The organism is Nocardiopsis sp. NPDC058631, from assembly GCF_042716955.1.
Lineage (GTDB): Bacteria > Actinomycetota > Actinomycetes > Streptosporangiales > Streptosporangiaceae > Nocardiopsis.
In genome coordinates, this window is the sequence record NZ_JBHXQY010000038.1 from 1 (window position 1) to 21,957 (window position 21,957).

The 21,957-nt window shown below is 71.3% G+C and carries 21 protein-coding genes; 11 read left to right on the forward strand and 10 right to left on the reverse strand.

What is annotated here, in order from left to right; translation table 11 throughout:
- Positions 1 to 68: 68 nt before the first annotated feature.
- On the reverse strand, positions 69 to 854 hold the full coding sequence (locus ACFWTE_RS14640) for a MerR family transcriptional regulator (RefSeq protein ID WP_378779878.1): 786 nt from the start codon (positions 852 to 854) through the stop codon (positions 69 to 71).
- A gap of 377 nt (positions 855 to 1,231) precedes the next feature.
- Here ACFWTE_RS14640 and ACFWTE_RS14645 point away from each other — a divergent pair, with 377 nt between their 5' ends.
- The 5 genes from ACFWTE_RS14645 to ACFWTE_RS14665 all read left to right on the forward strand — a co-directional run bounded on the left by ACFWTE_RS14645 (position 1,232) and on the right by ACFWTE_RS14665 (position 6,251).
- Positions 1,232 to 2,086, forward strand: a complete 855-nt coding sequence (locus ACFWTE_RS14645; protein ID WP_378779879.1) for an SDR family NAD(P)-dependent oxidoreductase — start codon at positions 1,232 to 1,234, stop codon at positions 2,084 to 2,086.
- 12 nt (positions 2,087 to 2,098) lie between these two features.
- Positions 2,099 to 3,010 (forward strand): diiron oxygenase, encoded by a 912-nt coding sequence (locus ACFWTE_RS14650; RefSeq protein ID WP_378779880.1) that lies wholly within the window; start codon positions 2,099 to 2,101, stop codon positions 3,008 to 3,010.
- Positions 3,011 to 3,325: 315 nt separating this feature from the next.
- Positions 3,326 to 4,870: a flavin-containing monooxygenase gene (locus ACFWTE_RS14655; RefSeq protein WP_378779881.1), complete on the forward strand. Its 1,545-nt coding sequence runs from the start codon at positions 3,326 to 3,328 to the stop codon at positions 4,868 to 4,870.
- Positions 4,871 to 4,882: 12 nt separating this feature from the next.
- On the forward strand, positions 4,883 to 5,233 hold the full coding sequence (locus ACFWTE_RS14660; protein WP_378779882.1) for a DUF4873 domain-containing protein: 351 nt from the start codon (positions 4,883 to 4,885) through the stop codon (positions 5,231 to 5,233).
- 118 nt (positions 5,234 to 5,351) lie between these two features.
- Complete coding sequence (locus tag ACFWTE_RS14665) at positions 5,352 to 6,251, forward strand: alpha/beta fold hydrolase (RefSeq protein WP_378779884.1); 900 nt, start codon at positions 5,352 to 5,354, stop codon at positions 6,249 to 6,251.
- 208 nt (positions 6,252 to 6,459) lie between these two features.
- Here the strand turns inward: ACFWTE_RS14665 and ACFWTE_RS14670 are convergent, their stop codons facing one another.
- The 3 genes from ACFWTE_RS14670 to ACFWTE_RS14680 all read right to left on the reverse strand — a co-directional run bounded on the left by ACFWTE_RS14670 (position 6,460) and on the right by ACFWTE_RS14680 (position 9,459).
- Complete coding sequence (locus tag ACFWTE_RS14670; protein WP_378779885.1) at positions 6,460 to 6,669, reverse strand: hypothetical protein; 210 nt, start codon at positions 6,667 to 6,669, stop codon at positions 6,460 to 6,462.
- Between the two features lie 171 nt (positions 6,670 to 6,840).
- Entirely contained in the window at positions 6,841 to 8,202 is a 1,362-nt protein-coding gene (locus tag ACFWTE_RS14675) for a four-carbon acid sugar kinase family protein (RefSeq protein ID WP_378779886.1), read from the reverse strand.
- Positions 8,203 to 8,346: 144 nt separating this feature from the next.
- Positions 8,347 to 9,459 (reverse strand): Gfo/Idh/MocA family oxidoreductase, encoded by a 1,113-nt coding sequence (locus tag ACFWTE_RS14680; RefSeq protein ID WP_378779887.1) that lies wholly within the window; start codon positions 9,457 to 9,459, stop codon positions 8,347 to 8,349.
- A 212-nt stretch (positions 9,460 to 9,671) separates the two neighbouring features.
- On the opposite strand from ACFWTE_RS14680, the gene ACFWTE_RS14685 reads away from it, so the two are divergent.
- The 3 genes from ACFWTE_RS14685 to ACFWTE_RS14695 all read left to right on the forward strand — a co-directional run bounded on the left by ACFWTE_RS14685 (position 9,672) and on the right by ACFWTE_RS14695 (position 13,084).
- The gene (locus ACFWTE_RS14685) at positions 9,672 to 11,027 is read left to right on the forward strand and encodes an ABC transporter substrate-binding protein (protein ID WP_378779889.1); all 1,356 of its coding nucleotides are present in this window, start codon (positions 9,672 to 9,674) and stop codon (positions 11,025 to 11,027) included.
- Between the two features lie 81 nt (positions 11,028 to 11,108).
- Positions 11,109 to 12,086, forward strand: coding sequence for a carbohydrate ABC transporter permease (locus ACFWTE_RS14690; protein ID WP_378779890.1), 978 nt, complete (start codon positions 11,109 to 11,111; stop codon positions 12,084 to 12,086).
- Positions 12,083 to 13,084, forward strand: a complete 1,002-nt coding sequence (locus tag ACFWTE_RS14695; protein ID WP_378779892.1) for a carbohydrate ABC transporter permease — start codon at positions 12,083 to 12,085, stop codon at positions 13,082 to 13,084. Before ACFWTE_RS14690 ends, ACFWTE_RS14695 begins: the two co-directional genes overlap by 4 nt.
- Positions 13,085 to 13,172: 88 nt before the next feature.
- On the opposite strand, the gene ACFWTE_RS14700 is transcribed toward ACFWTE_RS14695, so the two are convergent.
- The 5 genes from ACFWTE_RS14700 to ACFWTE_RS14720 form a co-directional block, all read right to left on the reverse strand.
- Positions 13,173 to 14,117, reverse strand: coding sequence for a fructosamine kinase family protein (locus ACFWTE_RS14700; RefSeq protein WP_378779893.1), 945 nt, complete (start codon positions 14,115 to 14,117; stop codon positions 13,173 to 13,175).
- A gap of 5 nt (positions 14,118 to 14,122) precedes the next feature.
- Positions 14,123 to 14,650: a low molecular weight protein-tyrosine-phosphatase gene (locus ACFWTE_RS14705; protein WP_378779894.1), complete on the reverse strand. Its 528-nt coding sequence runs from the start codon at positions 14,648 to 14,650 to the stop codon at positions 14,123 to 14,125.
- A gap of 70 nt (positions 14,651 to 14,720) precedes the next feature.
- Entirely contained in the window at positions 14,721 to 15,155 is a 435-nt protein-coding gene (locus ACFWTE_RS14710; RefSeq protein WP_378779895.1) for a response regulator, read from the reverse strand.
- A gap of 29 nt (positions 15,156 to 15,184) precedes the next feature.
- Positions 15,185 to 17,119: an ATP-binding protein gene (locus ACFWTE_RS14715; RefSeq protein ID WP_378779896.1), complete on the reverse strand. Its 1,935-nt coding sequence runs from the start codon at positions 17,117 to 17,119 to the stop codon at positions 15,185 to 15,187.
- Positions 17,120 to 17,142: 23 nt separating this feature from the next.
- A complete protein-coding gene (locus ACFWTE_RS14720; protein WP_378779897.1) occupies positions 17,143 to 18,438 on the reverse strand; it encodes a PP2C family protein-serine/threonine phosphatase in 1,296 nt (431 codons plus the stop codon).
- 471 nt (positions 18,439 to 18,909) lie between these two features.
- Here ACFWTE_RS14720 and ACFWTE_RS14725 point away from each other — a divergent pair, with 471 nt between their 5' ends.
- The 3 genes from ACFWTE_RS14725 to ACFWTE_RS14735 all read left to right on the forward strand — a co-directional run bounded on the left by ACFWTE_RS14725 (position 18,910) and on the right by ACFWTE_RS14735 (position 20,731).
- On the forward strand, positions 18,910 to 19,596 hold the full coding sequence (locus ACFWTE_RS14725; protein WP_378779898.1) for a heme oxygenase (biliverdin-producing): 687 nt from the start codon (positions 18,910 to 18,912) through the stop codon (positions 19,594 to 19,596).
- A gap of 72 nt (positions 19,597 to 19,668) precedes the next feature.
- Positions 19,669 to 20,319, forward strand: coding sequence for a TetR/AcrR family transcriptional regulator (locus tag ACFWTE_RS14730; protein ID WP_378779899.1), 651 nt, complete (start codon positions 19,669 to 19,671; stop codon positions 20,317 to 20,319).
- A gap of 160 nt (positions 20,320 to 20,479) precedes the next feature.
- Positions 20,480 to 20,731, forward strand: a complete 252-nt coding sequence (locus ACFWTE_RS14735; protein WP_378779936.1) for a hypothetical protein — start codon at positions 20,480 to 20,482, stop codon at positions 20,729 to 20,731.
- Here the strand turns inward: ACFWTE_RS14735 and ACFWTE_RS14740 are convergent.
- Positions 20,712 to 21,689: a PolC-type DNA polymerase III gene (locus tag ACFWTE_RS14740; RefSeq protein WP_378779901.1), complete on the reverse strand. Its 978-nt coding sequence runs from the start codon at positions 21,687 to 21,689 to the stop codon at positions 20,712 to 20,714. The genes ACFWTE_RS14735 and ACFWTE_RS14740 overlap by 20 nt on opposite strands.
- Positions 21,690 to 21,957 lie beyond the last annotated feature (268 nt).

The following is a 21,957-nucleotide window of genomic DNA, read 5'->3' on the forward strand; positions in this document are numbered from 1 at the left end:
GGGGGGTCGCGCCGCGGGGCGGGGGGCCGCCGGGGGGGCGCCGGCCCCCGCCGACGGTGAGGGGCCGGTCAGGCCGGTCCCGTCAGGCCCTCGGCCCGCGGGTGGCTCGCGTGCCCCCTCTCCAGGTGCTCCATCGCCAGGGCGAAGTGCTCACCCATGACGGTGGTGAGGTTCTCCGCCATCGCCTGGGCCAGGACGGCGTCCACGGCCTGCTGGGCGAGGGGGCGCACGCGCCGGATGAGCTCGGCCATCTCGGCGGTCTCCTCGCTCCGGACGACCGTTCCGGGGGCGTGCTCGGCGAGTATGTGCTCGGAGACGAGGCGGACCATGTGCTCGGCGACGTCCCCGACCTTGTCCCGCAGGCTCTCGGCTATGTCGAGGACCGATTCCACGCTCATGCCGAGCTTGACCAGCTCGACACCCGCGTGCAGCAGCCGGGGGCTGGGGACCCGGAAGCGCAGACCGTCGCGTTCGAGGACCCGCAGGTCGAGGGCGCGCTTTATGGTCTTGGGCGTCACGCCCTTGCCGAAGAGGTCGCGGAGGTCCCCGAGACTGATGTAGTCGGCTATCTCGTCGCTCCAGGCGTCCCCTATCGCCGACTCGAAGCCGAGGATGTCGGAGAGGTCTCCGCCGCGCTCCCAGACCCGGAACATCTCGCCGATGTTGGCGAACGTGTACCCGCGCCGCAGTAGCTGGCCGATGAGCCGCAGACGTGCCAGGTGCGCCTCGGAGTAGATGCCCACGCGGCCTTCCCTGCGGGGAGGAGCGAGCAGATCTCGGTCCTGGTACACCCGGACGTTGCGGACGGTCGTGTCGGCAAGCCGGGCGAGTTCGTCAATGCGGTATTCGGCCATGGTTCCAGCCTAGAGACCCTCCCGAAGGTTACCCGTCAGTAAAACGGCGGCCCGGAACCATTGCACCATGACAACGGCCATTGTAACGTTTTCGAAACGGGAGTGAGGGGCGTCACGCGCCCGCCCGCCGGGACGCCCCCACCACCCGACCGGAATCCGTCCCGCACCCCCGAGGAGTGGCCGCGCGCCCGGACGCACCATGGCAGGGGCCACCTCCGGGGCCGGGCCGCGTCCGCCCCCCCGCGGCCACAGGCGCCGCCGCGCACGGCCGGCTTCGGCTGAACGGAACCTACTCGCCAGTAAATTTCCGATCTCCACCCATTGCATTGTGACAATGCTCGTTGTAACGTTCCCGCAATGACTGTGGAGGAGATCACATGACGACCCCCCTGCCGCGCCACCTGCGCCGGCTGCCCGGCCAGAACGCCATCGTCACCGGCGCCTCGGGAGCCTTCGGCAGCGCCACCGCGGCCGTCCTCCGTCATCTCGGCGTGAACGTCGTCGGCATCGACCGCAAGCCCGCCCCCGGCGTCATCGACTGCGACATCACCGACGACGGACAGGTGCGGAAGAGCGTGGCGGAGGCCGTCGAACAACTCGGAGGGCGCCTGGACCTCCTCGTCCACTACGCGGGCGTCGGCCCCTCCGTGGACATCGGACGCGCCCCCGACACCCACGCCCACCAGGCCCTGGAGGTCAACCTCCTCGGCACCTGGAGGGTCACCGCCGCCGCGATGCCCTCCCTGCTCCGGAGCCGGGGGCGGGTCGTCGTCACCTCGTCGCTGCTGGCCAACCTCCAACTCCCGCTCGCCGGCGCCTACACGGTCTCCAAACGCGCGGTGGCCGCCTACGCCGACTGCCTGCGCGCCGAGTACGGGACCCACGTCGGCGTGACGACCGTGTTCCCCGGCTACGTCGACACCCCCATCCACGACAGCTCCCGGGCCACCGGCGCCTCCCTGGACGGCCTCGTCCCCGCCGAGCGCAAGCGCGACACGGTGATGGCCGTGGTCCGGTCCGCCGCCGCGAGGCGCGCCCCCCGCGACGTGGCCTCGACCGCCCTGGGCACCGCCGCCCTGCACCTGACCAGACACTTCCCGGGCACCACGGAGCAGGTCGTCTCACTCCAGCTCGGACTGCTGCTCGCGGACGGCGCCTTCGGTGGCGCGGAGATCGCCCAGGGCCTCCACTCGCGCCACGGCAGCCCCGCCACCACGTCCGACGCGTCCTGAGGAGGAGACAAGATGACCGCGAAGACCACGGCCAAGCCCAAGCTCACCGACCGGGAGGACATCGCCAAACGCCTGCTGCGCGGGTCGGCGAAGGCCTCCTTCGACCCCCTCGTCGAGATCGACTGGGACGCCCCCGTCGACCCCGACATGTGGGCGATCCGCCCCGAGCGGATCTCCCTCTACGGAACCCACCTGTGGGACCGGCTCTCCGACGCCCAGCGCAAGGAACTCTCCCGGCTGGAGGTCGCCAGTGTCGCGACCATCGGCATCTGGTTCGAGACGATCCTGATGCAGATGCTGGTCCGCCACGCCTACCACAACGACCCCACCACCAACCACGTCCAGTACGCCTACACCGAGATCGCCGACGAGTGCCGCCACACCGTCATGTTCGCCAAGATGGTGCAGAAGCTCGGCTGGGAGGCGCACCGGCTGGACCCCGTCACCTACCACCTGGGCCGGGTCTTCAAGGCCATCGCGCACGGGCCGCTGATCTTCGCCGGAGCACTGTTCGTCGAGGAGGTCCTCGACCAGCTCCAGCGCGAGGCCGTGCCCGACGAGCAGATCCTCCCCCTGGTGCGCTCGGTCGCCCGCATCCACGTGGTGGAGGAGGCCCGGCACATGCGCTACGCCCGTGAGGAGTTCCAGCGCGACTGGGTCACCCGCGGCCCCCTCAACCGGGCCTACAGCCGCATCGTCCTCGGCCTGGTGACCTACTACTCGGCCACCCGGCTGATCAACCCCAAGGTGTACGCACAGGTCGGGCTCGACCCGGACGAGGCCGGCAGGGTCGCGCGGAAGAACCCCCACTGGGTCGGTACCAAGACCTGGGCCGCGCGCAAGGTCGTCGCGACCCTGGGCACCGCCGGGGCGATCTCCGGCCTGGGCGCGTACTTCTGGCGCAAGGCCGGCCTGCTCGGCTGACACCCCCGGAGGCCGCACCCCGCCGGCCCCGGTCTCCCCTCCCGACGCCGACGGACCGCCGCGCACCGCGGCGGGGCCCTCGGCCCCACAGATCCACCGCCGGAAGACGGAACGCGCCACGTCCTTCCGGCGGTGGCCCCGACCTCCCGGGGGCGTACGCGCCACGTCCCCGGGAGCCGCACTCCCCGGAGGCGAACGCGCCTCGCCTTCGGGGCGGCAACTCCCCCGGGGGCGTACGCGCCACGTCCCCGGGGGGTCACACCCCCCGACCCGCGCGGCAGCACCCCTGGCCGGTTCGCACGAAGGGACCTGAACGTGACCGAAGCACCACCGCACTTCCGGGTGGCCATCATCGGGTCGGGATTCGCCGGCATCGGCATGGCAGTCCGACTCAAGCAGGCCGGCCTGGACGACTTCGTGGTCCTGGAACGCGCCGGCGACGTCGGTGGCACCTGGCGCGACAACGACTACCCGGGCGCCGCCTGCGACGTCCCCTCGCACCTGTACTCGTTCTCGTTCGCGCCCAACCCGCACTGGAGCCGCACCTTCTCCCCGCAGCCCGAGATCTGGGAGTACATGAAGCGGGTCGCCGGGGAGCACGGCGTGTACGAGCACGTCCGCCACGACAGCGACGTGACGTCCGCGCGGTGGGAGCCCGACGACAACCGCTGGCGCATCACGACCGGCAGCGGCACGGTCACCGCCCAGTTCCTGGTGAGCGGTGCCGGCCCCCTCGCCGACCCGTCCTACCCCGACATCAAGGGTCTGGACACGTTCGGGGGGAAGGTGTTCCACTCCGCGAACTGGGACCACGGACACGATCTGCGCGGTCGCAGGGTCGCGGTGATCGGCACCGGGGCGTCCGCGATCCAGTTCGTCCCGAAGATCCAGCCGAAGGTCGGCACGCTGTCGCTGTTCCAGCGGACCGCCCCGTGGGTGATGTTCCGGCACGACCGCGACATCACCCGCGCGGAGAGCTGGCTGTACCGGAACCTCCCGATCACCCAGCAGATCGCCCGCAAGAGCATCTACTGGGGGCGGGAGAGCTACATCCTCGGCTTCGCCAAGAACCCCAGGCTGCTCTCCGTCGTGGAGCGGCTCGGCAGGGCCAACATCGGCCGCAGCGTCAAGGACCCCGCGCTGCGGGCCAAACTCACCCCGGACTTCCGCGCGGGCTGCAAGCGCATCCTGATGTCCAACGACTACTACCCGGCGCTGGCCGAGCCCAACGTCGACGTGGTGACCGACGGCATCGTGGAGGTCCGCCCCCACGCGGTCGTCACCCGGGACGCCTCGGGCCGGGAGACCGAGCACGAGGTCGACACGATCATCCTCGGCACCGGCTTCCACGTCACCGACCCGCCCATCGCCCAGCGCATCCTCGACGCGCGGGGGCGCTCCCTCTCCGAGCACTGGGGCACCGGCGTGCAGGCGTTCCGGGGCACCACGGTCGCCGGGTTCCCGAACGCCTTCGTCTTGGCGGGGCCGAACACCGGTCTGGGCCACACCTCCCAGGTGTTCATGATCGAGGCGCAGATCCGGTACACGATGGAGGCGCTCAAGTACCTCTGCAGGAACGGGCTCGACCGGCTGGACGCACGGCCGAAGGCCCAGAGGTCCTACAACGACATGGTGGCCAAGGCGATGGAGGGGACCGTGTGGGTGTCCGGCGGCTGTGACAGCTGGTACCTGAACGAGGAGGGGCGCAACACGACGCTGTGGCCCACCTTCACCTGGAACTTCGCGCTGCGCACCCGCTGGTTCGACCCGCACAACTACGACCTGCGGGTGGACCGCGCGCGCACGCGCGGCGCCCGCCGTTCCACCGTGGCGGCCCGACGTCCGCGGTCCGGAGTCTGAGGAGGAGTGCCGATGAGCGGGTTCGGTGACGACGAGGAGGAGTACCGGGGCACCGTCACGGTCGTGCTGCCCGGTCCGGACGGAGCGGAGGGCGGCGCCGCCGTCGAGGTGGACGCCCACCTCGCGGGCAACTTCTCGCCCCTGACCGGTGACTACAGGTGGCGCGGGCGCCTGTCCGCCAGCCCGGAGGTGACCTCGGCCTTCCGGGACGGCGCACGCACCGTCGTGGTCCGCACCCCGGACGGGTTCGAGGGCGCCGGCGACCTCGGCGAGCCCAACCTGTGGGGCGGCCACCCGGTCTACGGCGCGGGGTCCCCACCCTTCGCGGTCCCCCGGATCGACGCCGACGAGCTCGGCGACTGATCCGACCCCCGTCCCCCGGGCCACGCGCCGACCTGGGTGGACACCCCGCGGGACGCCGTGGCGAAGACGCCACGGCGCGGCGCCCCCGACGCACCCCCAGAGCGAGAGGCAACCCCCGATGGCAACCCGACACGTGGGTCAGGTCCGCGAACTCCAGGTACGCTCCGCCGACGGCACCCTGCTGCACGCCGAGGTCCGCGGACCGGAGGACGGTCCGACCCTGGTCCTCGCCCACTGCTGGGCGACGTCGCTGGCCTCCTGGGGGCCGGTGGTGCGCGAGCTCGACGCGAACCTGCGGGTCGTGCTCTACGACCAGCGCGGCCACGGCCGCTCCCAGACGCCCCTCACCCGGGCGGGGTACAGCGCGGAGAAGCTGGCCGACGACCTGTGCGCCGTGCTGGAGGCGACCGTCCCCGAGGGGCACCGGGCCGTGGTCGCCGGGCACAGCATGGGCGGGATGACCGTCATGTCGGCCGGTGCGCGCCCGGTGTTCCGGGAGAGGGCCGCCGCGGTACTGCTCACCAACACCGGGTGCAAGGAACTGCCGCTGCGGTCGACGGCCATCCCGCTGCCCGGTCCGCTGGGCACGCTCGGCGCGCAGGTCTTCCTCCGGGCGCCGATACCGCTGGGTCCGCGCAACACCGTCACCACGGCGGTGCTGAGGCCCATGGTGATGGGGAGGACGGCCGACCCGCGCATGGTGCGGCTGTGCATGAGGATGGTGCACGCGTGCGGCGGTGTGTCCCGGGGCTCGTGGGGACGGGTGATCTGCACGCTGGAGGCGGAGGAGAACGCCCGGCTGATCTCGGTGCCCACGGTGGTGATGGTGGGGGCCGACGACAAGCTGACCCCGCCCTGGCACGCGCACCACATCGGGTCGCTGCTGAAGGACTGCCGGGAGGTGCGGGAGGTCCCCGGCGCCGGTCACATGGGGCCGCTGGAGTACCCGAAGCTCCTCGCGCAGACGGTGGGCAGGCTCGCCGCCGAACACCTGGAGCCGCAGACCCGGGCCGCCTGACGCGGGCTCCGTACGCACGTACCCCCGGCCGCGTGGTCGGGGGTGCGCTCACGGCCCTCGGCTCCCGGACGCAGTCGCCGGGCACCACACCATGCGGTGCCGTCCTGTAGTTCAACGCAGAAGGGAACGAACACGGTGACGCCGTCCTCGACCGAACGGGCCACCGAGGACCTCCTCCGCGCCTCACACCGAAGCTCGTACTTGCGACTCAACCGTCGTTTCCCCACACCTCGTCATGGGTGAAGACCTGTTCCCGAGCCGCCTTGACATCTTCCAGGATCTGGACGGCTTCGGCATCGTCGCGCTCTTCGAGAAGTCGCTCGTGGTGTTCGACCCATCTCGCGGGAACGAGCACGTACCCGCTGAGGTCGTGGCCGAGACCGGGGCCGTTCCCATGTTCCATGGGCATCGCGCTCATGACATTCTCTCCCCGCCTGGTCCCGGTCGATCCCCACCTGCGCGGGGAGCACACCGCCCTCCGAGTCCTCGCCTCCGCTGACCTGCTGACGGACGCCCAAGTACAAGATGCGCTGGTTCACCATGGTGGTGTCCGGGGGGGTTTCGGCTGGAGCCTCTCTGCCCCCGGCCCTCAGCCCGTGTCGCGCGACACGGTCGGGACCACGTGCTCCGACACCTCCGAGTGCACCTGGTGCAACCGTGTCTGCACCGCCCGCCGCAGCTTGGCCAGACACTCGACCAGGGTGGTGTCGTCCCCCACCAGGCCGCCCTTGGCCACGATCGGGGTCCCGTCCAGCGGCCCCCCGCTGAGGTGCCCGTGCACCGCCAGGGGCACGACCTCGCCGCCGACGTCGAAGGCGTGCACGTCCAACTCGTCCAGCAGGCTCGCGACGAGGTCCCCGCCGGTCAGGTAGAGGCCGCTGGGCAGGGCGTGGGGTCCCGTGGTGTCGGCCACGTCGTTGACGACGTCGGCGACCAGGCGGGCGACCCGGCCGGGCAGCTCCGCCCGCGTCTGGCCGGGCAGCGCCCGTACGCGCTCGGCGGTGGTGACCAGCCTCAGCACGCACAGTTCGGGGAACCCCGACGACGTCAGCTGTTCGGTCAGCTCCGCGGCGACCTCGTCCGCGTGGCCGCTCCCGGGATCGGCGAGTGCCACCGCGTCCAGGTCGACGAACCGCACGGCGCCCGTGCGCGCCACCGTGGCGAGCTGCCGCCGGGTCAGGTCGGTGGTACTGCCGACCACCCCGAGCAGCGGCCCGCGCGAGCCCGCCTGGCCCCGCAGGCGCAAGGAGTACGCCAGCAGGGCCCCCGTCGGCCCCGGGTCGACGGACACCCACACGACGCCGTCCCGCTGGTGTGCCGAGGCCGCGGCCTCGGCGATGTCGGTGAGGTGCTGCTCGGTGCTCGCGTCGCACACCACGACGGGCTCGTCCCCCGCGAGGAGCTCCGAGGTCAGCATCGTCTGGGTGATCTGCCTGACCGGGACGTGCCGCACGGGAAGGTCGCACTGGACGGCGAGGATGTCCGCGACGACGCTGGTCTCCATGGGGAACAGCGGGTCCACCGCCAGTTCGGTGCGTTCCAGCGGCAGGCCGTGGAGCAGTTGCACCCCGTCCTCGGTGATCCGCCCGGAGCTGGGGAAGGCCGGGGTGAACAGGACCCGCACCCGCGTCCCGGCGGGCACCCGCTCGCGGACCGCGTCGTAGGCGGCCTCCAGTTCGGCGCCCACGTTGCCCCGCAGCGTGGAGTCGGTGCGCTTGACCACCAACCCCACCGGCCACACGGCTTCGATCACGTCGGTGACCAGGTCCGCGGCCTGCTCGGCGGGGACGTGACGGCTGTCCAGGTTGGCCACGACCACGTCGTAGTCCCCGACGACCTGGCTCACGTGCTCCGGTGTCACCGTGGCCACGCGCATCCCGGTCCGTGCGAACCTGGCACCGGTGGCGTTCGCACCGGTGAGGTCGTCTGCGACCACGAGGACCTGGGCCACGACACGTCTCCTTCGGTCTTCGGAACGAAACCCTGGGGCAACCTCCCCCCAACATAGGGCCACGAGGGGGTGCCGGAGACGGCCCGGCCGGCTCGCCGCACCCGGCAGCCCGCAGCGGAGCGCAGGCCCGAGGAGAACGCGACCCTAGAGGCCGACGACCGTGCGGGTACGCGCGCTGTGCCGTGCCGCCTCGATGACCTCCAGGCCGTGGATGACCTCGTGGGGGTCCACCGGCAGGGGTTCGCCCTCCCCCACCGCGTCGCGCACACCCGCGTAGAACTCCGGGTAGGCGCCGCGCGCGGACGGTACGGGGCGGGTCTCCCCGTCCACCCCGAGGACGCCCCACTCCTCCTCGGGGACCACGCCCCAGTCGGGGGCGTCGGGCCTCTCCCCCGCCGTCAGCCGTGCCTCCTGGCCGTCCATTCCGTGGCTGGTGAACGCCCCGTGGTCGCCCAGCACGCGAAAGCGCGGCCCGTCCTGGGCGGTGAGCGCGCCCATCCACAGGTGGGAGCGCGCGCCCCGGACGTGTTCGAGTGCGAGGAACACGTCGTCGTCGGCGCCGGCCCCCTCCCGGAGGGCGTCGACCTCGGCGTAGACGGATCCGACCGGGCCGAACAGGTTGACCGCCTGGTCGATCAGGTGCGGTCCCAGGTCGTAGAGCAGGCCCGCCCCGGCCTCCACCCCGCCGGACTCCCTCCAGGTCGCCTTGGGCCGGGGGCGCCAGCGCTCGAACCGCGACTCGAACCGGTGCACACGCCCGAGGGCACCGTCCTCGATCAGGTTCCACAGGGTGAGGAAGTCGGCGTCCCACCGGCGGTTCTGGTAGACGGTGAGCACCCGGTCCAGCTTGTCCGCCAGGTCGGTGAGCTCCCGCGCCTGCCGGGCGGTGAGGGCGAAGGGCTTGTCGACCACGACCGCCAGCCCGGCCTCCAGAGCGGCCCGGGCGAGGGGTGCGTGGGTGTCGTTGGGGGTGGTGACGACGGCGATCTCGTACCGGTCGGCGTCGGCCCACAGGTCGGCGGCGGTGGGGTAGACGGTGACGCCCGGGTAGCGGGCCTGCGCGGCGCTCCGGCGTCCGGGGTCGCCGGTGACGACGGCGGACAGCCGCAGTCCGGGTACCGCGTCGATGAGCGGTGCGTGGAACACCTCCCCGCCCTTGCCGTAGCCGAGGAGGGCGACGTGCAGCTCGGGCCCGTCGTGTCCTGGGTCGCCGTTTCCCGGCGCCGCCCGGTCCGGTCCATGGGGTGCGTCAGCCATGTCCCCAATCTAGGGCCTCGCCCCGCCGGAAACCGGCTTACCCCCTCCGAACAGCACGTTTCGGCATTGTTACGAAAGTTTTTGCAAAATATGTAGACATTTACACAGAAGCGGGCTTGCATCGTTTCCAGGTATGCCGTGGGTCACACGGACCCCGGCGGTGGTACCGATGCGGCACCGCCTCCCCCACACCGGACCAAGGGAGAACCCCCATGCCGAGACCAGATCGCAGGCCCCGCCGCCCCCTGGCGGTGGCGGCCGCGGCAGGAAGCGTCCTCCTCGTCGCCTCCGGCTGCGGATTCCTCAGCGGCGAGGGCGGCGGCGGCACCGTCGACACCTCCGACCTGGACTGCTCCCCCTACGAGCAGTGGGCCGACACCGGCGGCACCGTCGACGTCTACGCGTCCATCCGCGATGCGGAGGGCGACCTCCTGGAGGAGTCCTGGGCGGAGTTCGCCGCCTGTACGGGGATCACCGTCCAGTACGAGGGCAGTGGGGAGTTCGAGGCCCAGCTGCCCATCCGCCTCGACGGCGGCAACGCCCCCGACCTGGCCTTCATCCCCCAGCCCGGCCTTCTTGAGCGCGCTGCCGCCGACGGCCACGCCGTCCCCGTCGGGGACGGGGTGCGCGAGAACGTCGAGTCCGGCTGGAGCGAGGACTGGCAGGGCTACGCCACCGTCGACGGGGACCTCTACGGCTCCCCCCTGGGCGCCAACATGAAGTCGATGGTCTGGTACTCGCCGACGTACTTCGCCGACAACGGCCACGAGATCCCCCAGACGTGGGACGAGATGATCGAGCTCAGCGACACGATCGCCGAGTCCGGTACCAAGCCGTGGTGCGTGGGCTTCGAGTCCGGCGACGCCACCGGCTGGCCCGGCACCGACTGGATCGAGAACGCGCTGCTGCGCACCTCGGGCACCGAGACCTACCACGAGTGGATCGCCCACGACATCCCCTTCGACGCCCCGGAGGTCGAGGAGGCCTTCGACCTGGCCGACGGGATCATCCGCAACGAGGACTACGTCAACGGCACCTTCGGCGGCGTCGACAGCATCGCCGTCACGTCCTTCCAGGAGGCCGGGCTCCCCCTGCTCGACGGCGGCTGCGCCATGTACCTGATGGGCTCGTTCTACGGCGCCCAGTTCGAGGACGACGTCGAGATCGGCGAGGACGCCGACGTCTACGGGTTCGTCCTGCCCCCCATGGAGACCGGCACCGAGGTGCCCATCATGGGCGGCGGCGAGTTCGTCGTGGCCTTCGACGACCGCCCCGAGGTCGTGGCCATGCACGAGTACCTCTCCTCCGGCGACTTCGCCAACAGCCGGGCCTCCCTGGGCTCGTGGGTCTCCGCCCACCAGGACCTGGACCCCGCCGGCCTGTCCGACCCCACGGACCAGTTCACCGCCGAGGTCCTCAACGACCCCGACACCGTCTTCCACTTCGACGCCAGTGACGCGATGCCCTCCTCCGTCGGTACCAACGTGTTCTGGAGCGGCCTCATCGACTGGATCACCGGAAGCTCCACCGGAGACGTCCTGGAGACCGTCGAGTCCGCCTGGCCGTAACCCCCGTCCCTCTGCCCCCACGGGGTCCGGCCCGGTCCCGCCGGACCCCGTCACACCTCCTGGTACCGACAAGGGGTCTCCATGGAGTACTCGTTCCTGTACGAGCTTCCCAAGATCGTGTGGATGCTCCTCGGGATCGCCGCCTTCCTGGCCGTCATCGGACTGCTGCTCGTCCTCGTGGACGTGCCCCGTACCCGGCGCGACCGCTGGCAGGCGTTCCTCTTCCTCGCACCGGCGCTGGTCCTCCTCCTCGGGGGCCTCGTCTACCCGGCGCTGCGCACCACCTTCCTGTCCTTCCACGACCGCTCCGGCGAGGAGTTCGTGGGCCTGGCCAACTACGTGTGGATGTTCCAGCGGCCGGAGATCCTCCTCGTCCTGCGCAACACCCTCCTGTGGGTGGTGTTCGCACCCGTCATGGCCACCGCCATCGGCCTGCTCTACGCGATCCTCATCGACCGGTCCCGGTTCGAGTCGGTCGCCAAGTCCCTCGTGTTCATGCCGATGGCGATCTCGTTCGTGGGCGCCAGCATCATCTGGCGGTTCGTCTTCGCCTACCGCCCCGCCGACCAGGAACAGTACGGACTGTTCAACCAGCTCGTCGTGTGGGCGGGCGGCGAACCCCGGCTGTGGCTGCTCGAACAGCCCCTCAACACCTTCCTGCTGATCCTGGTGCTGATCTGGGTCCAGGCCGGGTTCGCGATGGTGGTGCTCTCCGCGGCCATCAAGGCGATCCCGGCGGAGATGGTCGAGGCCGCGCGCATCGACGGCGCCGGCCCGTGGCAGCTGTTCACCCGGATCACCCTTCCCTCGGTGTGGCCGACCGTGCTGGTCGTGCTCATCACCATCACGGTCCAGACCCTGAAGGTCTTCGACATCGTCCGCACCATGACCGGCGGCAACTACGGCACCAGCGTGATCGCGAACGAGATGTACAGCCAGGCCTTCCAGCAGGGTCAGGTCGGACAGGGATCCGCCCTCGCGGTGTTCCTCTTCGTCCTGGTCGTCCCGCTGGTGCTGCTACAGATCCGCCGCACCCGCAAGGCGAGGGAGCTCTCATGACCCCGACGACGAACCCCCCGCGTCCGGGCGGCCCCACGGGCACCGGAGCGGACGGCGCGGCCCGGGGCGAACGGCGGCCCCGCCCCTCCGGCGGAGCGGCCGCACGGGTGCGCCGCAGGCTCAGCGGTTCCGCGGCGGGCCTGGCCGCGCTGGTGATCGCCGTGCTGTGGACCGTGCCCACCGCGGGGCTGCTCATCTCGTCGTTCCGCCCCGCCGAGCAGATTCGCACGACCGGGTGGTGGACGTTCCTCTCCTCCCCCGAGGTGACCCTGGACAACTACCGGGACGTGCTGTTCGGCTCCGCGAACGACGGGCGGCTCGCCAGCCACCTGGTGAACTCGTTCGTCATCACGCTGCCCTCCACGGTGTTCGTGCTGGGGGTGGCCGCGCTCGCGGCGTACGCGCTGGCGTGGATCGACTTCCGCGGCCGGGACTGGCTCTTCCTGGGCATCTTCGCCCTCCAGATCGTCCCGCTGCAGATGTCGCTGGTCCCGATGCTGCGGTTCTTCTCGCAGGGCGTCTCGGTCGGCGGGGTCCAGGTCATGCCCGCGTGGGAGCTGACCGGCGCGATGGCGTTCACGAACGTGTGGGTGGCCCACGCGGTGTTCGGTCTTCCGCTGGGCGTGTTCCTGCTGCACAACTTCATCTCGCAGCTACCGAAGTCGCTCTTCGAGGCGGCCAGGGTGGACGGGGCCGGCCACGGTCGGATCTTCCTGCGGATCGTGCTGCCGCTCATCACCCCGGCGCTGGTCTCCCTGGGGATCTTCCAGTTCCTGTGGGTGTGGAACGACCTGCTGGTGGCCCTGATCTTCACCGGAGGGGACACCGCGACGGCACCCCTGACCGTCCGGCTCGCCGAGCTGGCCGGAACACGCGGGGAGGCCTGGCACCGGCTCACCGCAGGCGCCTTCGTGTCGATGGTCGTGCCCCTGGCCGTGTTCTTCATGCTCCAGCGCTACTTCGTGCGCGGCCTCCTCGCGGGCAGCGTCAAGGGCTGAGGCAGGCGGAGCGAACCGGGCCCTGCCCCCTCTCCCGGGGGGCAGGGCCCACGGGGTTCGGGAGGCGCCGCGGACGGGAGAGGGCTCCTCAGCCGCCGCGCAGGGCGGCGCGCGCCGTCTCCAGGGTCGTCGTCCGGTAGGCGGCGCCGAACAGGCACACGTGCACCAGCAGGGGGTGCATCTGGTGCAGGGCGACGCGGGAGCGCCATCCGTCGGCGAGGGGGGCCACCTCGTTGTAGGCGTCCCGCACCCGCTCCAGGTAGGGCAGCCCGAACAGCGCGAGCATGGCGAGGTCGGCCTCCCGGTGGCCCCCGTGGGCGGCGGGGTCGATCAGCACCGCGTCCTGGGTGCGCCACAGCACGTTGCCGCTCCACAGGTCGCCGTGGATGCGCGAGGGCGGTTCCGGGTCGCCCGCCAGGTCGGCGACCGAGTCCACGACCTTCTCCACGGTGCGGGCGTCGCCGGGGGTGAGCGCGCCCTGGTCGAGGGCGTCGCGCAGGTAGGGGCGGAGCCGCTGCTCGGCGTAGAAGCGCGGCCAGTCGCGGGAGGGGGTGTTGTCCATGGGAAGGGGTCCGACGTAACCGGGCCAGTCGGCGCCGAAGCTGTCGGCACCGGTGAGGTGGGTCCCGGCGAGCCGGCGGCCCAGGCTCTCGGCCGCGTCGGCGGTGGGCTCGCACTGCTCCACCCACGGCAGGACGAGTAGGCGGTCGTCCCAGGCGAGGACCTCGATGGCGGGCGAGCCGAAGGCCCACCCCAGCCACGCGAGGCCGCGTGCCTCGGCGGTGAGCACCCCGCTGGGCGGGGCTCCCCTCAGCAGGGACTTGACGAAGAGGCGGGTGCCGTCGGTCAGCTCGGCGAAGGAGATCTCCCAGTCGTGGCTGCTGTCGGCCCGGACGGCACGCCGGACCTCTCTACCGAGCAGGACGGACAGGCGTTCGGCCATGGTGCCGTTGACGGGGTCCCGGCGGCGGCCCCCCTGGGGCCCGTCGCCGTCGTCCCCGCCGAAGGCACGCACGATCGGTCCCCCCTCCACCCGAGTTACGCCCGCAGCCGGGTGACGAGTTCGCCGGTGAGGCCCTTGGCCGCGGCTTCCACCATGTTGAGGACGGCGGTGAATCCGTCGTCGCCGCCGTAGTAGGGGTCGGGGACCTCGGGGCTGGCTCCGCCGCCCGGCGCGAACGACCGGTAGAGCCGCAGCCGCGACTCGTCGAACCCGTGTTGGGCGCCGTACTCGTCGACGAAGCGCCGCACCTCGCCGAGGTTGTCCAGGTCCATGGCCAGGACCAGGTCGCGGGTGGCCAGGTCGGCCGGGTCGAACTGGCGGGCGGTGTGGCTGGTGAGGTATCCGTGCACGCGCAGCGTGGAGGCGGCGCGCGGGTCCATGTCCCCGCCCACGTGCCAGTGGCCCGTGCCGGAGCTGTCGACCTCGACGAGGCCGCCGAGTCCGGCGCGTTCGAGGTCGGCGGTGAGGACCTTCTCGGCCATGGGCGATCTGCAGATGTTGCCCAGGCACACCACACTGACGCGGTAGGGACCGGTGGGATCACGGGGTTCCGGCAAGCTCATACCCCAACCGTAACGAAAAACCGTTGCGGCCACCCGCTCCTGTCGCAGCGCGTTCGCCCGGACCGCGGCGTCACCCCTTGGGGAGGCGCACCACGGTGACGAAGAAGTCGTCGATCTGCCGGACCACCTTGATGAACTGTTCGAAGTCCACCGGCTTGGGCACGTACGCGTTGGCGTGCAGGCGGTAGCTCCGCAGCACGTCCTCCTCGGCCTCGGAGGTGGTCAGCACCACGACGGGGATGTGTGCGAGGTCCTCGTCGTTCTTGACCTCCTCCAGCACCTCCCTGCCGTCCTTGCGGGGGAGGTTGAGGTCCAGCAGGATCAGGTGGGGGCGGGGGGCGTCGGCGAACTCCCCCTCACGGCGGAGGAACCGGAGCGCTTCGACGCCGTCGGAGACCACGTGCAGGCGGTTGCCCAGCTTGTGTTCCTCGAACGCCTCCTTGGTCATCAGGACGTCACCAGGATCGTCCTCGACCAGCAGCACCTCGATGGGATGCACCAACATGACCTCGCTCAAACTTCCAGACCCCTGACTCAAGGTTCCACCTCATGGTCGGGGGGAACCGTACCGCCACCGGCGGCGGGCGGGGCGGGGGACGCGTCCCCGGACGTGTCGTCCGGGTCAGTGCTCTCCGCTCCCAAACCACCGTCACCCGTGGACTGTGGTGCGGCCGTCGGCGCCGAGGTCTCGGGGGTGGCCTCGGCGTTCTCGGTGCCCCCCTCTTCGTTATCGCTCGGAACGCTCCCGACGGTTCCCGTCTCCAGGGACGCTGGGGCGTCCTCGTGTTCGGAATCCGCGGGCAAGGACCAGCATATGCGGGTTCCGGTCTGGCCCGAGTCGCCTTCGGCCGGGGTTTCGGCCCCGTCGGGGGACACGGATCCGGTGTCGAGCCAGATCCTGCCACCGTGGAACTCCACGATCTTCTTGCACATGGCCAGGCCGATGCCCGTGCCCGTGTACTTCTCCCTCGTATGCAACCGCTGGAAGATCACGAAGATGCGCTCGGCGTACTGCGGTTCGATCCCGATCCCGTTGTCGGTACAGCAGAACACCCACTCGTCGCCCTGCCGCTCCACACTGATGTGGACCCGGGGGTCCTCCTCGCCGCGGAACTTGACCGCGTTGCCCACCAGGTTGAAGAACACCTGGGTGAGGAGGGTGCGGTCGCCCTGCACGGTCGGCATCGGGTCCCAGGTGACCTCCGCGTCCACCTCCTCCAGACGGGTGGACAGGCTGCTCAGGGCGTCGTCCAGGGCCGCGTCCAGTCGGACCGAGGCGAAGTTCTTGGTCCGCCCGACCCGGGAGAACGCCAGCAGGTCGTTGATGAGGGTCTGCATGCGCTTGGCACCCTCGACCGCGAAGTCGATGTAGGAGTCGGCCCGTTCGTCGAGCTGCCCCTGGTAGCGGCGCTGGAGCAGCTGGCAGAAGCTCGCCACCTTGCGCAGCGGCTCCTGGAGGTCGTGGGAGGCGACGTAGGCGAACTGCTCCAGTTCCAGGTTGGAGCGGCGCAGCTCCTCCGTCTGGTGCTCCAGCAGCGTGGACTGCTCCTGGAGCTTGCGCCGCGCGGACGCCACCTCGTCCAGGTCCTGGACGATCCGCTCGCGCATGGAGTCGACGTCCCGGCCCAGCCGGACGATCTCCGGCGGTCCGTGCAGGGAGATCCGGTGCGCGTAGTAGCCCTCCGAGACCTGGCGCATGTGTCCGGCCAGTTCCTCCAGGGGGCGCAGTACCCACTGCTGCAACATGACCCACAAGAACACCGACAGGAACACCACGACCAGCCCCACCAGCACCAGGAGGGCGACGACCTGCTGGGTGGCCAGGGTCAGCCCGTCCCTCGCCTGGTCGATCTCGCTCTGGAGCTGCTGGTTGGTGGCGTCGGCGATCCGGGACAGGTCGAGGAACAGCTCGCGGCCCCGCTGGAGGTCCTCACGCGAGATCTCCTGGCCGCTGCTCACCTCCTCCAGCGCCGGCTCGGCGAACTCGTCGGTCCACAGCCGCCCCGCGGCGAGCAGGTCCTCGACGTTGGAGGCGACCTCGGGGTTCTCCTCGGCCAGTTCGGACAGGGCCGCCTGGTTCTCCGCCAGCGTCAGCTGGGAGGCGATGTAGGGCTCCAGGAAGTCGCGGTCCTGCGTGAGGATGTAGCCGCGCAGGGCGTGGTCCTGGCTCAGGTACGACGAGTGGGTCTGGTCGACGGAACTGACCGCCGGGGTCAGGGAGTCGACCTGGAGGGCGAGGTTGTCGCGGGCGTTGAGGGCCGCCAGGGTGATGACGGACACGGCCACGACGAGGACGACGGCGACGACCGTCAGCAGGCTGGTGACCCGGCGGCGCAGGCTCCAGGACTCGCGCGAGGGACTCGATCGCTCGCGGTCCGCCCCGTTGACGAAGTCGCCGCCGCCGATCGACGCGGCCCCCGACAGCACGGGGCCGGGGTCCGTCCCGGAGTCCGTCGTGTCGCTGTCCATGGCCGTTCCCTTCCGGGTCGGGCTCACTCCAACTCTCCGTGGGTGATGAGCAGCATCGCCACGTCGTCCTGGAGCGGGCCGCCGTTACTGCGTTCCGCCTCGTCCACCAGGTGTTCCGGCAGGCGGGCCAGGGACACGCCCTGCCCCAGCACACCGGTGACCATACGGCGCAGGCCCGCGACCTCCAGCCGTTCGGGCGGGCCGCCGTCGTAGGCGTCCACGAGGCCGTCGGTGTAGAAGAGCATGCTCGCCCCGACGGGCAGGACGACATGGTCGGTGGAGGTCTCCTCCACCGGGAACACACCCAGCGGCGGCTGCGGGGTGACCGGGGTCTCCTCGACGTCCCCGTCCTGGACGACCATGGGCGGCGGGTGTCCGAGGACGCGGAGCCTGACCCGGTCGTCGCCGGTGTCCAGGCTCGCCATGCACAGCGTCGCGTACATCTCCTCCTGGGCGCGTTCGCTGACCAGGATGGCCTCCAGGTTGGGCAGCACCTTGGCCTCGTCGACCCCGCCCATGATGAGGGCCCGCCACGCGATGCGCAGGCTGACCCCCAGTGCGGCCTCGTCGGGGCCGTGCCCGCTGACGTCGCCGATGATGACGTGGGTGGTGCCGTCCTTCTCGACCGCGTCGTAGAAGTCGCCGCCGACCAGGGCGCGCTTGCGGCCGGGCCGGTAGTAGGCGCGGTGGCTGAGCGGCGAGCGCTGGAGCAGGACCTGGGGCAGCAGGCCGCGTTCGAGGCGCATGTTCTCCCGGGCGCGGATGCGCGCCTCGCGCAGCTGCCGGGCGCCCTCGTCGGCGCGGCGGCGCTCCAGGGAGTAGCGGAGGCTGCGGCCGAGCAGGGAGCCGTCGACCTGTCCCTTGACGAGGTAGTCCTGGGCTCCGGCCGCGACGGCGGCGACACCCTCGTGCTCGTCGTCGAGTCCGGTGAAGACGACGACGGCGGCGGCGGGCGCGCCCTCCAGGATCTCGCGGAGCAGCTCCAGACCGTGGGCGTCGGGCAGGTTCAGGTCGAGCAGCACGCAGCCGCGGAAGCCCTTGAGGTGCTCGCGCGCGTCCGCCAGGCTGGACACCCAGGTGATGCGGGTGTTCAGGGCGGTGTCGGCGAGCAGCTCCTCGGCGAGGAAGGCGTCTCCCGCGTCGTCTTCGACAAGCAGGACGTCAAGCGATTCGACGGTGGCCTCCACCCGGTCGTTGAGGACGGTGTCATCACCCAGGAAGGCGCTGCCGTCGGGGGCAGCGCCGTTGGCGGGAGCGGCCCGTGCCGCCCCCGTTCCGATCGCCGTCCGGGGATCGTGCCCTGTTCTCCTGGTATCCACTCATCGCCTCTGGTCTGCCGGTCCGCGGGTACCTGCCGCGCCTGGCGCCCCGAGGATCTCCTCGGCGGCTCCCGGCGGTTCGGACCACACGACACCCAAACGATAATCGCCCCGGCGACCTGTTGACCAGCAGGCGTAACGAGACACATGCGACGCCGACGCCCGCAACCGCCACCGGAGCGGTCCCTCATGGGACACCGGCCCGTTCTTCCGGCGCCCGGTGCGACGGTACCCGCACAGCCACCCGGAACCGACATATGCGCATGCAAGGGCACGTGCAGCGCACCGCCGCAGCACGTACCGGATCCCTGTGGCGAAGGGGCTGGGGGGCGCGTCAGGAGGGGTGGCGGGGCCGCGCGACACGCGGAGGCGGATTTTTTCATGACACCATGTCGTATCCGCCTTGACAGCAACTGCCGCCTAAATGACATGATGTCATAATATTTCCGATACGGAAGGCGGACAGCGCAGATGAGCGCAACGACCGAGGCCCCCTCAACGGTCGCACCCGGCTCACCCGGGCTGTTCTCCGAGCGCCTCAAGGCCGCGACGTGGAGCGACCACCAGGCCGCCGAGGACCACGGGTTCACCCGGGCCCTCCTCGACGGGACCCTCCCCCTCTCCGGTTACACCGGGATGGTCGCCCAGCACTACTTCGCCTACGCCGCCCTGGAGGACGTCGGCAGAAGACTGTCCGGCGACGCCGTCGCCGGACGGTTCCACTACCCCGAGCTCGAACGGCTCCCCGCCCTGGTCCGCGACCTGGAACACCTGCTGGGCGCCGGGTGGCGGGAGCGGATCTCCCCGAGCCGGGCCACCCGCACCTACGTGGCGCGGATCGAGCAGATGCTCGACCACCCCGCGGGGTTCGTCGCCCACCACTACACGCGCTACATGGGAGACGTGTCCGGCGGACAGTTCATCCGCCGCATCGCCGCCAAGTCCTACGGCCTGTCCGACGGGGCGGGCGTGGCCTTCTACGTCTTCGACGGGCTCGGCAGCCTGCCCGGGTTCCGCACCGGTTACCGCGAGCGGCTCGACTCCCTCCCGCTGGACGAGGCGGCCGCAGCCCGCCTCGTGGCCGAGACCAGGTTGGCCTACCAGCTCAACACCGAGGTGTTCGCCGACCTGGGCCGCGTCCACGTCCCGGGGGTCTGAGGACCGGTCCGCCGCGCCCCGGTGGGGCCCGACCATGCCGGTCCGGCCCCACCGGCGTGTCACCATAGGGGGATGCCCAAGATCACGGCGCCGACCATCGCCGCCCACCGTGCCCGCACACGGGAGCGCATCATGGAGGCCGTCGACCACCTGATCCGGAGCCAGGGGATCGACCGCGTCTCCATGACCGACGTGGCCAACTCCGCCGGCATCACGCGCACCGCGCTGTACAACTACTTCCCGGACAAACCTGCGCTGCTCCTGGCCTTCACCGAGCAGGTGAACAGCGAGTTCGTGGAACGGTACCGGCGTGAGCTCCCCTCGGGCGTGTCCGCGGCGCGGAGGCTGTCGGCGTTCGTCCGCCTCCAGCTGGAGGGCATCATGGCGCACCCGCACCCGCCCGCCGCCGAACTGGGGGCCAGCCTCGGCCCCGACGCCTACCAGGCGCTCGCCGACCACGTCGCCCCCATGCACCGGCTGCTGACCGAGATCCTGGAGGAGGGGACGTCCGCGGGCGAGTTCGAGCCCCTGCCCGCCGAGCCCGTGGCGCGGCTCACCCTGTCGATGGTGGGCTCCCAGCGCCTCCCGCTCGTGAGCGGCGAGATCGACCTGGACGAGACCCACGCCCTGGTCACCCGGTTCGTGCTCCGCGCGCTCGGGGTGGAGTCCGAAACCATCGACACGGTCCTCCCGCAACCCCCTCGCAACCAGCGCGCAGAGTGAGATCGCACCGACTCCGGGTCATAAGGGCCGACCTGTAACGGGTGCCCCCGCGCCGGTCGGAGGAGACGGGCTCGCAACGGCACCGCGACATCGGTAAGAATCGGTGGCCCGCCCCTCCCGGGCGGCGGACCACCCGACCGAGTGTGAGGCCCTTCCCGACGTGTCCCTCGTCCTGCTCGTCGTCGGCACCGTCCTGGTGTCGATCGCCCTCTTCAACAAGCTGCCCCGCTACGTTCCCGGGTCCGTCCGCTCCGCCCGCCCCGGGGCCCTGGCCACCGCGCACCGCACCAGGGCCGCCCCCCGCGTCCGGATGGCATCGGCCCGGCTCACCGAGCAGGGGAAGGCGCTGCTCGCCGTGCTCGGCGGCAGCGCCCTGATCGTGGCCTTCTTCCTCACCCTGTCCGGTCTCTGAACGCGGCCGCCAGACCCGTCCGTGCCCGACGGACGCCCGCCGAACCCCCCGCACGGCTGCCCGCCAGACGCACCAGCAGACCTCCGGCGGCAGTGGCTGCGAGGCCGCCCGTGACGGCCGCCACCGTGGCCAGCCGGTCCCGGAAGCGCGTGTCACGGTGCGCGGCCAGCTCCGCGATCGCCCGGTCCGTGGTGCCGAAGGCCCCGCCGCAGAGCAGCGCGTCCAGCTCGCGGGGCCGCCAGTTCGCCCGCCACGGGCTCAGTGCCGCCGCCCCGCCCGGCACCGACGCCGTGCGCGGCTTCCAGCGGACGGGCTCGACCACGCCCCACGGCCCCGCTTCGGGCGCGGGCTCCGGGAGGTCCAGGGTCCGCGGTGCGGGGCCGTTGTAGCGCAGTTCCCCCGGGGCGTTGGCGATCATCTCCACCAAGAGCTTGGCGCACGCCCGGGCGTCGCCCAGCGCCGTGTGCTGGCCGGTCGGCCAGTCGCCGCTGAGCCGGAAGGAGGCCTTGGGAAGCGAGTACCGGTCGAGGTCGATCTGGGAGCGCAGCGCGCGCAGGGTGCACAGCCCGGACTGCCCCGTCGGCAGCCCGGCGGGCACCAGTTCCGAGCCGAGGAAGCGCAGCTCGAAGTCGAGGTTGTGGCTGACCACGACCGCCCCGGACAGCAGCTCCGCCAGACGGGGCGCCACCTGGGCGATGGTGGGGGCACCGATGGTGTCGCCGTCGCCGATCCCGTGGAACTCCTGCCCCCGCACCTTCGCGCGCGGGTCCACGAGGGTGCTGAACTCCTCGACGGGCTTGCCGTCGCCCCGCACGCGCACGACCGCGATCTCCACGATGCGCGCTCCCGAGCCCGGTTCGAGCCCCGTCGTCTCCATGTCGAGTACCGCGTACTCCAGCTCCGCCGCCCGGAGGCCGACCCTGCGCCGGGTCAGCGCGCCCATCCGCAGAGTTCCCATCGTGTGCCCCACTCCTTCGTCAGCGCCGTGCCACACGGCTGTTTCTCCTGGTGCGTACCGGCAACGACCTTACTCCCCGCGTCCGACAGCGAACCCCCAGCACGTATCACGGAGACCGGTCGTGTCATGGAACACGCTCGTACGCCGTCCCGGACTCCCGTGCGGCGCTCCCCGGCGAACCACGGACGGCCACCGGCCGCCACGGCGTCCGAGTGACCTGGACGGTCGGAAGAAAGGGGAGTTATGTAACGTTCTTACGCGTGTCCAC

Excerpts from the sequence above, each read along its gene's own strand:
- ACFWTE_RS14640 (WP_378779878.1), bottom strand. The coding sequence starts at position 854 with ATGGCCGAATACCGCATTGACGAACTCGCCCGGCTTGCCGACACGACC.
- ACFWTE_RS14725 (WP_378779898.1), top strand. The coding sequence starts at position 18,910 with ATGAGCGCAACGACCGAGGCCCCCTCAACGGTCGCACCCGGCTCACCC.
- ACFWTE_RS14710 (WP_378779895.1), bottom strand. The coding sequence starts at position 15,155 with ATGTTGGTGCATCCCATCGAGGTGCTGCTGGTCGAGGACGATCCTGGT.
- ACFWTE_RS14740 (WP_378779901.1), bottom strand. The coding sequence starts at position 21,689 with ATGGGAACTCTGCGGATGGGCGCGCTGACCCGGCGCAGGGTCGGCCTC.
- ACFWTE_RS14680 (WP_378779887.1), bottom strand. The coding sequence starts at position 9,459 with ATGGCTGACGCACCCCATGGACCGGACCGGGCGGCGCCGGGAAACGGC.
- ACFWTE_RS14730 (WP_378779899.1), top strand. The coding sequence starts at position 19,669 with ATGCCCAAGATCACGGCGCCGACCATCGCCGCCCACCGTGCCCGCACA.
- ACFWTE_RS14695 (WP_378779892.1), top strand. The coding sequence starts at position 12,083 with ATGACCCCGACGACGAACCCCCCGCGTCCGGGCGGCCCCACGGGCACC.
- ACFWTE_RS14715 (WP_378779896.1), bottom strand. The coding sequence starts at position 17,119 with ATGGACAGCGACACGACGGACTCCGGGACGGACCCCGGCCCCGTGCTG.
- ACFWTE_RS14670 (WP_378779885.1), bottom strand. The coding sequence starts at position 6,669 with ATGAGCGCGATGCCCATGGAACATGGGAACGGCCCCGGTCTCGGCCAC.
- ACFWTE_RS14650 (WP_378779880.1), top strand. The coding sequence starts at position 2,099 with ATGACCGCGAAGACCACGGCCAAGCCCAAGCTCACCGACCGGGAGGAC.
- ACFWTE_RS14645 (WP_378779879.1), top strand. The coding sequence starts at position 1,232 with ATGACGACCCCCCTGCCGCGCCACCTGCGCCGGCTGCCCGGCCAGAAC.
- ACFWTE_RS14690 (WP_378779890.1), top strand. The coding sequence starts at position 11,109 with ATGGAGTACTCGTTCCTGTACGAGCTTCCCAAGATCGTGTGGATGCTC.
- ACFWTE_RS14685 (WP_378779889.1), top strand. The coding sequence starts at position 9,672 with ATGCCGAGACCAGATCGCAGGCCCCGCCGCCCCCTGGCGGTGGCGGCC.
- ACFWTE_RS14660 (WP_378779882.1), top strand. The coding sequence starts at position 4,883 with ATGAGCGGGTTCGGTGACGACGAGGAGGAGTACCGGGGCACCGTCACG.
- ACFWTE_RS14705 (WP_378779894.1), bottom strand. The coding sequence starts at position 14,650 with ATGAGCTTGCCGGAACCCCGTGATCCCACCGGTCCCTACCGCGTCAGT.
- ACFWTE_RS14665 (WP_378779884.1), top strand. The coding sequence starts at position 5,352 with ATGGCAACCCGACACGTGGGTCAGGTCCGCGAACTCCAGGTACGCTCC.